Source organism: Lactobacillus sp. X-49 (assembly GCF_057063645.1).
The window spans coordinates 20,573-32,708 of sequence record NZ_JBXSQM010000017.1; the positions used below are offsets into that span (position 1 = coordinate 20,573).

Sequence of the window (12,136 nt, forward strand, 5' to 3'; positions counted from 1 at the left end):
TTTATACCTCTAACTAATAACTAAAATTTTTCTTTACTTCCAGCCAAACCATAATTGGCTCAAAAAGCCTGAAAAAATCAAAAAACTAAAACAAACAATATTAAAAGTTATAAAAATTGCAAACCATTTGGTAAATTTATTTGATGGTATTTGATCCTTATGCTTTTTCTTAAACCTAATCCAATAATCATTAATAATAATCGCGATTGCATGAAATAGTCCATAAACAATATAATACCAAGTTAACCCGTGCCAAAAACCCATTACTAAAAATAGTAGCAGATACGACACTTGTGATAACCTAATCGGATTTTTAATCAATTTTTTCTTCATGGCAAAGAAGGTAAACCGCATGTAAATGTAGTCACGGAACCAAAAAGACAGCGTCATATGCCAACGATTCCAGAATTCTTTAATATTTTGCGAAATAAACGGTTTATTAAAGTTTACTGGTGTATGAATGCCCATGAAATATGAGATTGACACTGCAAATAATGAATAACCTGCAAAATCAAAGAATAAATACATGCTATAGCAATACATATAAGCAACTAGCCACCAAGATAATTTCAACCCTCCATTAGCCGTTCCTACAATTAACGCTAGTTTAGAAATTCTCGGTAACCAATATGTTCCAAAAAACCATCCCAAAATAAACTTATACAGAAAACCTTGAAATAAATAGCGTGTCGCTAGAGTCAAATCAGTAAGATATTGATCACGTTTTGGAGCAAGATCACACTCTTTGGCAAATCTTCTGTAACGATCAATTGGTCCTGATGAGATTGTGGGAAAGAACAATAAGAAACGTAAATAGGTCCCTAAGTTCAGTTCTTTAATTGCGCCATCCCGCACTTCCATGATTATCTGAACTGTTTTAAAGGTAATGTATGAAATCCCTAAAAATCCAAGTACCCCTGGAATTTTAGCCTTTGGAAAAGCTGTTTGCACCTTCACGAGTACTAGCGGAAGCGTTGCTAAAACTACAGCTAAATAAAAGATCCATGTTCTATTCTTACCATTTTTTCGATAATAAAGATAACTATAAGTAACAAGCAACTGAAACAACAAATAAATAATTAAACTTACCCCTTGTTGCCATTTATCTCCATCAAAGATAAGAAACAGGAACACAAGCGAAAAAGCTGCTTCATAGATCTTCAACCGATGACCGTAATACAAACCCAAAATTATTGGAATTAAACCTATCATTAAATAGATAAAGTATTGTGGATTCCCGTAAGGCTGCAAGTTTATGAAGTTAAAATTCACTACTCGTTGACCTCCTTAATCACCGCTTTAATATCAACTTTACCATTTTGGGAAACTGGCAATTTTTCTCGATAAACATAGCGTTGAGGAATCATATACGGCATTAAATTTTTTGCCAAATCGGCACGAATTCTTTTAGTGATTTCTTCTTCAGAATATTGTTCTTTCACACCTTCTTTTAATTCAATTTCTGCTACGATTTGTTTAACGGTGTGATCTTTACTGTATTTAGGAGCAGCTACACCATGGGCAACTAGCTTACTTTTACCAATGTAATGATTTATTTCCTCAAGTTCTATTCGATAACCATTAAATTTAATTTGAAAGTCAATTCGACCACGATAAAAAAGTAAATCTTGATCAAAGAATCCCTCATCTCCAGAACGATGGCTCATATATTTATCATTAGAATTTTTGAAAAAAGCCTTAGCTGTTTTTTCGGGATTATTCATATATCCCTTAGACGTACTCGGTCCAGAAATGATAATTTCACCCTCATTAGGCTGATCACCTTTGGTCTTATCAATTATAATTTTTGTATCTTCTTTAACCCGACCAATTGGTAAACGATCATATTTATCCAAAATTTCATCGGTAATCTCAACTTGAGTAACCGCAACTGTTGTTTCTGTAGGACCATATGTGTTAAAAATACGTGCCTTAGGAAATTTTTTCTTCAACATTGCTGCTTCCGTATGAGGTAACTCCTCACCACAAAATAGAAAATGAGTTAACTCTGGATGGTGCTTGCCATCAAATGTTTTATCCAAAAAACACATTTGTGCAAAAGATGGTGTTGAAACCCAGATGTTGAAATGAAGCTGTGGCATTGTCACAAATAATTGTGCGAAATTTTCTGTTACATCATGTGGTAAGACAACTAACTTACCTGCACCAACCAGTGCCGGATAAAGGCTCATAACTGATAAATCAAATGAATACGGTGCCTGTGAAAGGAAACTAGGATGATCTGGCAAATCAAAATCACTCATCTCCCAATTAATAAAACTAAGTAAATTCTCATGACTGATTTGAACACCCTTAGGTTTGCCACTTGTTCCTGAAGTGAAAATAATGTAAAAGTTATCATCACCTGAAACAAAATTACAAGGATCAATCGAAAAATTGCCGTTTTCAACCTGACTAGGCTTTATCACCTGCATTGAAGATAAATCTACTGCGGGAAGTTCATCAATCGCTAAAATTGCTTCAGCTTTGGCAACATCTTGAATCATTATAATTCTTTCAGCATTAGAATAGCTGGCAATCGGGATATATGCATGTCCTGCTTTGACACATCCCAGAAAGCTAGCGATCATTTCAAAATCTTGACCACCCCAAATCATAATTGGACTTTTAGGAGCAATTGATAAAGTAGCAATTTTATGTGCCCAAGCATCAGAACGTTGCTTGAGATCAGCATATGTATTAGTCTGTCCTAGATAATCATAAGCTATCCGATCCGGCTCAGCTAAAGCAACTTCATCAATTTTTCGAATTACATCTTTAATCATTTTGTATACCACCTTAAAATTCGTTATAAATAAAGTGAACCGAAGTTAGGCCGCTATATTGATACAAATAAATTAGTGCTATTAAAATAACACAATAAACAAGTGTTGTTAGAGCAAATTTCCCAACTTGCTTGCTTCGGGAATCAGATTTTTCTTTTTTTACCATATATCTTCATATCTTTCTTAACATCAAACACATAAAATATACTATTAAATATAGTACTACTGTATCTATCTAGACAAAGCTGTTTACTTAATCTTTTACTAAATTTAAAATTTATCACCTATTGTTCAATATTCGACAATCATTATAGGCAAAGCAAAGAGGAATAAAAATTAAGAATGAGACAAATAGCAAAGTAATTAGTAATAGTCCAAAAATATTTTTAGTTTTTAGCCAATACTCACTATTCGCGGTTGTTAAAATGAAAGCCGCAAATAAGATAATTATTACCAATTCACATATGGCTAAGCCTGTATAATTTGACGGTGTAAGAACCTGATATAGCCAAAGCCAAAGAGACGCAGGCAGTAGGCAAAGCCAACCAGAAAAGCGTAACCAAAAGGTTATTTTCTTTCGATAAATCTGTTTATCCATTTGTTCTCCTTTCACTTTAAAGTACAATCTTTTGTCCAACATTCCTAATTATAACAATGTGTTCTTTAATAAACAATTTTAGCAATATTGAGGTAGGTATTTGTGATTTCGTCACACTTTTTTCACATTTACCGTATAAAATAAAAAAGCGATATGGTTAAAACATTAAAACTTCACCATATTACACTCAACTTTTGTTTTTCATTCATACTCCTCCGAGAATAATATAATGAAAAACTTAAATGACTTATCGGTCATTTTCATATCTATCCCTTTCGACCCACGTGTGTTGCGTGGGTTTTCCTATTTCTTTAACAGTTCTAAAGAAAAGCTTTACTAATTTATAAGACAAATTGTACCTTTATTTTATATTTAAAGCATATGATTAATATTGTAGTAAGCAGTTAACTACTTACTACATACTCCCACTTTTTTATTTCATTCATTCTTACTCCTTCAAAGTAGATGAAAACTAACAGGCTCGCATATTTTGCGAGCCTTTTCCTGTATTTTGCTAGCAAGATGTAAAATTATCTCAATGAAAGGTACTGTATTTAAATGTTTTCACCCGCAATTAAGCAGATGCTTGAAGAAAAATCAGGCACCTTTATCATTCCCGCATCCCGAATTGCTTTTGTCGAAGATAACAACCCGCTATATCACGCTTTCTTAATTTTGACCCGTGTTAAATATTCAAAAATCCCCGTACTTGACCGTCAAAATCGAATTGTTGGTTTATTAAGTTTATCAATGATTACTACTGAAATGATGGAAACAAATAAAATTTCTCTAGCACCATTAAATAATTTAAAAGTTCATGATGTTATGCAAACAAAATTTGATAAAGTTAATTTTTCCAAAACAACACTAGAAACACAACTGCATCTATTAGTTGACAATGCATTTCTCCCCGTTGTTGATGATTATGGCGTTTTTCAAGGATTACTAACTAGACGTGAATGGATAAAAGCATTTAATTATATTGCTCATAACTTAAATAAAAAATATAAATTATCACAAATAAAATAACAAGCTCAACTAATATTTGCTTATTTAACTATTATTTTTTCTTATAATAGCATGTACTTTTAATTAAAACGTATTATAATTAAGGTGTATTTTTAAAGGTAATTACTAAGTTATACGCTTGTTAACGAGTATGATGCTTAAACTTATCAAGCTTAAATATATAAAATACAGATAGAATAACATAATAATTATAAGTTTAAATCCATGTAAACTATAATTGTATGAATTTAAACATTTAATGCTTATAGAAGGATACTAAAATGATGAATAAAACACTCTCTAAGCAATTAACAGTTTTAGTTGATGCTATTATCAAAGATTGGACATACCCAAATAGCCAAGAACTATCTTTAAAAGAAAAGCAAAAATTAGTTAACCAACTTAAGAGCATCGATCGTGATACGAATAACTTAAATGAAACAGTGGTGATTACTGATGCTTTTTACAAAGATAAAGTTGATAAACAGCTTAAGGCAGTGAACAATAATCTATCTTGGATTTTTGAAATATTACAACATGAGTTGGTTTCTGCTACACAATTGCATACCTTACTGATTAATCTTGCACACAATGAGCAATTTTCAGCTAAAAGTATTAATAAAATTAATTATTATTTTACGGAAACAAATGATTATGGAGATAATGATAACTTTATCACCATGTCTTCTTCTGATGTCCTTGATTCACTTGAACGCTCTAAAATTTTACAAATTAACCCATCTAAGAATGCACATCAATTTAAAAACAAAAAAAATGGTTACTCTCACATAAATAAAAAAAAGAATACGGCACAAAATAAAATTATCAAATTAAAAGATTATTCAATGAAAGAAAGCTAAGCTTTCTTTTTTTGTTGCAATTTTTTATTAAAAAGTGCAGGCTAGGTATTATTAATAATTTAGACTTATTCTAATTTAATCGCAATATTTAGTGATAGAATTAAAAATATATAAATCAGTTTGTAGGAGGCAAAATAATTTATGAATTTAAAACAGCAGTGGAAATTTATTTTTGTACTAGTTATCGGTATTATTGGACTCATTTGTCAATTCGGCATTCATCCTAGTAGCTTATTTGAAATTGGCAAATTACAATTTCCAATTCAAACAATCTTAATTGATCTGGTGGGAATTATGATGTCTATTTCGTTATTTAATGAAATTTTGAGTGACTTTAAATCTGGTCGATATGGTGTTGATATTTTAGCTATCATTGCTGTCGTTTCAACAATTTTAATTGGCGATTACTGGGCTGAATGGATGATTCTCATCATGATGACTGGTGGTCAAACTTTAGAAGACTATGCAACTGGTCAAGCTGATAAAGAACTACGGTCCTTATTAAGTAATTCTCCTACAATTGCTAATAAAATTGTAAATAATAAATTGATTTCAGTTGCTGTTGATCAACTTCAGGTCAATGATCATGTTTTAATCAAACCTGGTGAACAAGTTCCTGTCGACGGCTATGTCGTTAATGGCGAATCCAGCTTTGATCAATCATCACTTACTGGTGAATCTATTCCGGTTAATAAAAAAATTGGCGATGAATTAATGTCTGGCTCAATTAATGGTAGTGTTGCTGTGGAAATGGTTGTTAATAAAAAAGCCAGCGATTCGGAATATCAAACTATTGTTTCACTAGTTAAATCTTCTCAGTCACAACCAGCAAAATTTGTTAAAATGGCAGATCGTTACGCTGTACCTTTTACAATTATTTCTTTAACGATCGGAATTGCTGCTTGGATTCATTCAGGAAATCCAGTTAATTTTGCCGAAGTAATGGTTGTCGCATCACCCTGCCCTCTATTAATTGCGGCTCCAGTTGCCATTGTCTCTGGAATGAGTTCAATGTCTAAAAATCACATTATTGTTAAGTCTGGACCAACAATCGAAAAACTTGCAACTGCAAAAACATTTGCCTTTGATAAAACTGGAACACTCACTGAAAATCAATTAGTTATCGATGAAATTGTTCCTGCTGATAATGGAAGTAATTATAGTAAAGAAACTATTCAAAGCTATGCGACGAGCGTTGAACAGCAATCAACACATATCATCGCTAATTCATTAGTTGATGCTACTGATAAAAGCTTACTGCAACCTGCTACCGATATTCAGGAAACGACTAGCCAAGGAATCAGCGGAAAAGTTGCAGGACATATCGTCAAGGTTGGAAAACTTAGTTTCATTGAACCTGATAAATCTATTCAAGCAGTTAATTCAACCGCTATTTACATTTCAATTGATGACAAGTACGCTGGCTATATTACCTTTAAAGATCAAGTTCGACCAGAAAGTGCCGAAACAGTTGCTCGACTAAAAAGACAGAGTAATGCACATATTATGATGCTAACCGGTGATCACAAAGATGTTGCTACCAAAATTGGTCAAGATGTTGGCGTTAATGATATTCGTTATAACTTATTACCAGCACAAAAAATTGAAGCTATTAAAAACGTGCCAACAGACCAGCGACCAGTTGTAATGACAGGAGATGGAATCAATGACGCACCAAGCTTATCAGCTGCAGATGTAGGAATTGCAATGGGAGCTAAGGGAGCCTCAGCGGCCAGTGAAAGTGCTGATGCCATCATTATGGTAAATGATCTGTCTAAAATTAATGATGCTATAGCGATTGCCAAACATACTATGAAAGTAGCAAATATCGACGTTTTAACTGCCATTACAATAGTTGTTATTATTGAATTAATTGCATTCACAGGAGTTATTCCAGCCTTTTGGGGAGCTATTTTACAAGAAATTGTTGATATGATTTCAATTAGTTTAGCCTTACTTGCTAAAACAAAACCCAAAACAATGGCAGAAACAGGAATTTTACCAAGTAAATAATTGCTAAATAAAAAATATATCTAAAATAGGTGATCTAAAAAGCTAATAATCTTTATAGGGAGTCAAAAGTTGTCTAACTTTTTGACTCCCTATATTTTGTTAATTTACTTATCTATTTGTAGTTTTATAACTAAAATAAACGTTTATAATAAAACTGTTAGGTATTTATTAAATTATCAAATAAAACCCAAAAAATTATATAAAATATGAGCCATTATTGAATAGCGCAAGTCCTTAGTCTTCACATATACCCATGCTAATATGCTTCCTAATGCCCAATATACGAAAAGAAACTTGGTAAAGGCGGGGTTATGAGCATAGCCAAAAACAAAGCCACTCACAATAATTCCTAACCATTTATTTAAAATACTTTTATTCCCAAAAAAGGTATTAAATAGCATGCCACGAAAAATAGTTTCCTCAAAAAGCGGTGCAACTATAACTACCATCGGTCTAAAGTAAACACCTGCTTTTTGCGAAATTTCATTTAGCTGCATTTGATTGGCTGAAGTCGTATGTCCGTTAATGCCCAGTAAGATAGGTATCCCTATGCTTACGCAAATTAGTAAAATAAAACCAAGACATGCAACTAGCAAACGGTGCATGTCCCAATGTGGACTTGCATTATATTTCCAAACATTTTTCCTTCTCAATTGGCCACGATAAAGATAAAATAATAGAGATAATACCAAGACGGTAATTGTCACTACGGTTATCATATATACATTTACATCAAGATGATATTTCTGCATAACTTTCTGAGGATAAAAATACAGTGGCTGAACAAAGGAGTATAAAAGAAAAGATACAATCATGATAATAATATTCCCCAGGAAATAAATTGCTTTTTTCATCATCTAACATCCTATTCTTAAAATTTGATTTTGCTTGCTTACCAAGTATATCATCCTTTAACTTTTGACAGTAATTGTCACGTTTTAAAAAGTTCGAAACATTTTTTCAAAATTGATAACAATCACTAAATCTTGGGCAATTCAATTATGATATTGATAGATTTATTATAAGGTAATAATTATGGTTAATTTTTTTAGTCAGGCAAAGTCGTTCAGCTGGCTTTCAATAATTGTATTTATATCGTTTGTTCTCTTTTTAACCTTTTGGCTAATTGAACCACGTCGATTAATTAATGGTATTTTCTTTACCTTTTTCCTTTTTTTAGCAATTGTTTGGTTATCTGCTTTAATTCTGAAAACCAATTCTCATTTTTTGATTTTAACTTATAAAATTTTAATAGGTTTAGTTATTAGTCTATTCGTATTGTTACTTGCTTTTTCTTGGATCTTTTTTCTCTGGAATGCATATATCGTTTGGCACCATGAAAGTCATACAATTGGTAATCTACTAACACTTTTTCTTGGATTTGCCATCTTGATTTCGTGGATACTAATCATTGGTCCGTTTAGGCAACTACCCTCTTGGATTAAGTACCTTTCCTTAGCACCAGCGGGTATTATTATTTATTTAGTTCTTGTGGCCTATAACTTTCTCATTAATCTTTTATTATATCAGTTTGTTCCCCGACAATATAATCAAGACTATTTAATAGTTTTAGGTGCTGGCTTGTCTAATGGCAAAAAAGTAACTCCCCTGTTGGCAACTCGCATTAATTGTGCTATTCAATATGCTGATAAGCAAATAAAAAAAGGAAACAAAGCACCTAAATTCATCATGTCAGGCGGAAAGGGTAATGATGAAGATATTTCCGAAGCCCAAGCAATGGCTGAATACGCAATTGACCAAGGTATTAATCCGAATCTTATCTTATGTGAAAGTAAGTCTAAAAATACTTACCAAAATATGCTTTTTTCGTCTAACCTTGCTTTTCAAGACTTTGGAAGCTCAAAATATCGAGCAAAATTTTTCAGTAACAACTACCATATTTTTCGTGCTTCGCTTATTGCTAAAGCAGCCGGATTAAACGCTAATGGAATTGGTTGTTATACTAGATTTTACTTTTTACCAAACGCAATTATGAGGGAATTTGTAGGAGTCTTACTAATTAATAAAAAGCGTCATTTAATTATAACTATTGCAATACTGCTTTTTTTCACTTTAGCAACAGTGATCAACCTTATATGGTAGATATAAATTGAACTCACTTACTAAAAAGTAATTTTAATTTATAGTTTAAGTGGGTTTTAATTTTTAGAAATGTTAAACTAGTGTCTATTAATCTATAACTTACTAATAATTTATACAAGGAAATAAATATGTTACAATTAAAAAATTTACGCAAAACATATCATATTGGAGATACATCAACTCATGCATTGAATGACGTTTCTGTCTCATTTCGTAACCAAGAATTTGTGGCTATTTTAGGACCTAGTGGCTCTGGCAAGACAACAATGTTAAATGTTATTGGCGGACTTGATCGATATGACAGTGGCGACTTGATTATCAATGGCAAATCAACTAAAAATTTCAAAGAGACTGACTGGGATGCTTATCGAAATAATTCTGTTGGCTTTGTTTTTCAAAACTATAACTTAATTTCACACTTATCAATCAGTGCCAATGTAGAACTAGGAATGAATCTATCTGGGATCTCAGCAGTTGAACGTCATAAGTGTGCAATCAATGCCCTAACACAAGTTGGATTGAAAGATCAGATTCACAAAAACCCTAATCAATTATCGGGTGGTCAAATGCAACGAGTAGCAATTGCTAGAGCATTAGCTAATAACCCTGACATTTTACTTTGTGATGAACCGACAGGTGCTTTAGATACTGAAACATCAGAACAAATTATGCAGTTGATTAAAAAGCTATCTCAGGATCGCTTAGTTATAATGGTTACACATAATCCGGAGCTAGCCACAGAATATGCAACTAGAATTGTTAATTTTCAAGATGGTAGGATATTGAATGATTCTAATCCATTCACACCAACTGATGAAAGTGACACCTTCAACTTAAAGCGGACGAAAATGTCATATTTGAATGCAATCAAACTTAGTTTTACCAATATTTTAACTAAAAAAGGAAGAACCACTTTAACTGCATTTGCTTCAAGCATTGGTATTATTTCAATTGCGATTGTATTAGCTTTATCTAATGGTTTTCAAAAACAGATAGACACAACAATGAGCAAAGCATTAGCTAAGTATCCAGTTTCTATCACTCAAAGTGCTACTAACTTAGATAGTTTTTCCTCAAAAAATGATACCAATCAGATAGCCAAAAATCGGGGTTATGTGACCGTTAGAAAAGCTAAGGCGCAACAAAATGCCCATAGAAATAAAATTTCAAAAAGTTATATTAATTATGTAAAACGAATTAATCCGGACTATGCAAATAATATTTCTTATCAAGTTGCTGTAAACTTGAATCTTTTAGGAAAAGTTAATGGTAAAATTAAGCGCGTACAATTTTCTCCATTAGAAGCGGGATCCACAATGTCACAAGCATATTCTCAAATTCAAACCCAAGCTGCTAGCATGTCATTCATGGGCTCAACAGTTTTTCCAACTACACTTGATAAAAGTAAAGGTAATATTTTAAAAGAAAACTATCGTTTATTGTCTGGCACTTGGCCCCAAAAATTAACTGATTTAGTTTTAGTTGTAGATGATCAAAACACCGTTATTGATAATGTGCTTAAAAATCTTGGTTTTACCATTAAAAATGGTGATAAAGTTGATCTTAATAAGTTAGTTGGTCGAGAGTTTAAAATTGTTGATAACAATAATTATTATCAGCAATTACCTACTGGGATGTTTATTCCAAAAAAAGTAGACCAAGAAATGTATAACCGTAGCAATATCAAACTTCGAATTGTTAGTGTAATTAGACCTAAAAGTAAAGATTCTATGGAGCTTCTGTCTCACGGAATTGTATATAATGACCGTTTGGCATTAAAGATTATTAAGCAAAACCAAAAATCTGCTATTGTCAAAGCTCAACAAAAATCTGATCAAAACGTGATGACTGGTCAAAGCATGAACTCCGCTGCTAAAAAGCAAATGCTCCAATCAATTGGTGGCTCAGTTATTCCTGCAGGAATTATGATTTATCCAAATAATTTTGATTCAAAAACTAAAGTTTTAAACTATTTAGACAAATGGAATAAAGGAAAGAATAAAAAAGATCAAATTGTTTACACCGATATGTCTAGTGCAGTGACATCAATGACTGGTGGATTGCTTAACGGAATCACTACAGTATTAGTTGCTTTTGCAGCAATTTCATTGGTAACTTCAATGATTATGATTGGTATTCTAACCTATACTTCAGTTTTAGAAAGAACAAAAGAAATTGGTATTTTGAAAGCTTTAGGAGCAAGAAAAAAAGATATTACACGTGTTTTTGATGCTGAGACATTTATTTTGGGTGTTTTCTCAGGAATTTTAGGAATTGTCATTGCTTGGCTACTGATTTTTCCAATTAACAGCATACTGTATTCCATAACCGACCTATCAAATGTTGCCCAGTTAAATCCACTTCATGCATTAATTTTAATTATTATTTCGACAATTTTAACCATGATAGGAGGCCACTTACCTGCTAGAATGGCTGCTAGAAAAGATGCAGCAATTGCTTTAAGAAGTGAATAGGTTTCCCAAAATAAGGATAGCAAAAAGGGGTGTCATTGTTACATGTGAAACAATGACACCCCTTTTCATATTTCTTAATATTATAAATTCGAAAATTGCAATTTTAAGTTGAACACCCTACTTGATTTGATAGATGCAATCTAATCTTTTCTCATATAATTCATCGAGAGTGTGGTAGGCTAAGATTTTGCGCGGCAGGTTATTGCACCATTCCTCAATGCCGTAGATTTGGATCATATCATAATCCTTGATGTATTTGCCTTTAGGAATGAAGCGCCTGATTAACCGGTTGTG

9 protein-coding genes and 1 pseudogene are annotated in these 12,136 nt (G+C 32.3%); 5 read left to right on the forward strand and 5 right to left on the reverse strand.

Features of this window, described 5'->3' with window-relative positions:
* Positions 1-33: 33 nt before the first annotated feature.
* From dltB to ACYIAQ_RS08065, 3 genes are read right to left on the reverse strand one after another with little or no spacing between them, the layout of a single operon-like run.
* Positions 34-1,272 (reverse strand): D-alanyl-lipoteichoic acid biosynthesis protein DltB, encoded by a 1,239-nt coding sequence (dltB, locus tag ACYIAQ_RS08055; protein WP_483563310.1) that lies wholly within the window; start codon positions 1,270-1,272, stop codon positions 34-36.
* Positions 1,272-2,786 (reverse strand): D-alanine--poly(phosphoribitol) ligase subunit DltA, encoded by a 1,515-nt coding sequence (gene dltA / locus ACYIAQ_RS08060; protein ID WP_483563311.1) that lies wholly within the window; start codon positions 2,784-2,786, stop codon positions 1,272-1,274. Before dltA ends, dltB begins: the two co-directional genes overlap by 1 nt.
* A 13-nt stretch (positions 2,787-2,799) precedes the next feature.
* The gene (locus ACYIAQ_RS08065) at positions 2,800-2,952 is read right to left on the reverse strand and encodes a teichoic acid D-Ala incorporation-associated protein DltX (RefSeq protein WP_122019459.1); all 153 of its coding nucleotides are present in this window, start codon (positions 2,950-2,952) and stop codon (positions 2,800-2,802) included.
* A 990-nt stretch (positions 2,953-3,942) separates the two neighbouring features.
* Here ACYIAQ_RS08065 and cbpB point away from each other — a divergent pair.
* The 3 genes from cbpB (at position 3,943) to ACYIAQ_RS08080 (ending at position 7,265) form a co-directional block, all read left to right on the forward strand.
* Positions 3,943-4,413 (forward strand): cyclic-di-AMP-binding protein CbpB, encoded by a 471-nt coding sequence (gene cbpB, locus ACYIAQ_RS08070; RefSeq protein WP_483563312.1) that lies wholly within the window; start codon positions 3,943-3,945, stop codon positions 4,411-4,413.
* Between the two features lie 260 nt (positions 4,414-4,673).
* On the forward strand, positions 4,674-5,252 hold the full coding sequence (locus tag ACYIAQ_RS08075; protein ID WP_483563313.1) for a hypothetical protein: 579 nt from the start codon (positions 4,674-4,676) through the stop codon (positions 5,250-5,252).
* Positions 5,253-5,393: 141 nt separating this feature from the next.
* Positions 5,394-7,265, forward strand: coding sequence for a heavy metal translocating P-type ATPase (locus ACYIAQ_RS08080; protein WP_483563314.1), 1,872 nt, complete (start codon positions 5,394-5,396; stop codon positions 7,263-7,265).
* Positions 7,266-7,441: 176 nt separating this feature from the next.
* Here the strand turns inward: ACYIAQ_RS08080 and ACYIAQ_RS08085 are convergent, their stop codons facing one another.
* On the reverse strand, positions 7,442-8,119 hold the full coding sequence (locus ACYIAQ_RS08085) for a CPBP family intramembrane glutamic endopeptidase (RefSeq protein ID WP_122019562.1): 678 nt from the start codon (positions 8,117-8,119) through the stop codon (positions 7,442-7,444).
* A 181-nt stretch (positions 8,120-8,300) separates the two neighbouring features.
* Here ACYIAQ_RS08085 and ACYIAQ_RS08090 point away from each other — a divergent pair, with 181 nt between their 5' ends.
* Together ACYIAQ_RS08090 and ACYIAQ_RS08095 are read left to right on the forward strand one after the other, a co-directional pair.
* Positions 8,301-9,368, forward strand: a complete 1,068-nt coding sequence (locus ACYIAQ_RS08090) for a YdcF family protein (RefSeq protein ID WP_483563315.1) — start codon at positions 8,301-8,303, stop codon at positions 9,366-9,368.
* 128 nt (positions 9,369-9,496) lie between these two features.
* On the forward strand, positions 9,497-11,842 hold the full coding sequence (locus ACYIAQ_RS08095) for an ABC transporter ATP-binding protein/permease (protein ID WP_483563316.1): 2,346 nt from the start codon (positions 9,497-9,499) through the stop codon (positions 11,840-11,842).
* 117 nt (positions 11,843-11,959) lie between these two features.
* Here the strand turns inward: ACYIAQ_RS08095 and ACYIAQ_RS08100 are convergent.
* Positions 11,960-12,136 (reverse strand): annotated as a pseudogene (locus ACYIAQ_RS08100) (IS30 family transposase); the annotation flags it as partial.

What these genes read in the sequence shown, in the direction of transcription:
- dltA (WP_483563311.1), bottom strand. Translation starts at nt 2,786, where the DNA reads ATGATTAAAGATGTAATTCGAAAAATTGATGAAGTTGCTTTAGCTGAG.
- ACYIAQ_RS08065 (WP_122019459.1), bottom strand. Translation starts at nt 2,952, where the DNA reads ATGGTAAAAAAAGAAAAATCTGATTCCCGAAGCAAGCAAGTTGGGAAA.
- cbpB (WP_483563312.1), top strand. Translation starts at nt 3,943, where the DNA reads ATGTTTTCACCCGCAATTAAGCAGATGCTTGAAGAAAAATCAGGCACC.
- ACYIAQ_RS08075 (WP_483563313.1), top strand. Translation starts at nt 4,674, where the DNA reads ATGATGAATAAAACACTCTCTAAGCAATTAACAGTTTTAGTTGATGCT.
- ACYIAQ_RS08080 (WP_483563314.1), top strand. Translation starts at nt 5,394, where the DNA reads ATGAATTTAAAACAGCAGTGGAAATTTATTTTTGTACTAGTTATCGGT.
- ACYIAQ_RS08085 (WP_122019562.1), bottom strand. Translation starts at nt 8,119, where the DNA reads ATGAAAAAAGCAATTTATTTCCTGGGGAATATTATTATCATGATTGTA.
- ACYIAQ_RS08090 (WP_483563315.1), top strand. Translation starts at nt 8,301, where the DNA reads ATGGTTAATTTTTTTAGTCAGGCAAAGTCGTTCAGCTGGCTTTCAATA.
- ACYIAQ_RS08095 (WP_483563316.1), top strand. Translation starts at nt 9,497, where the DNA reads ATGTTACAATTAAAAAATTTACGCAAAACATATCATATTGGAGATACA.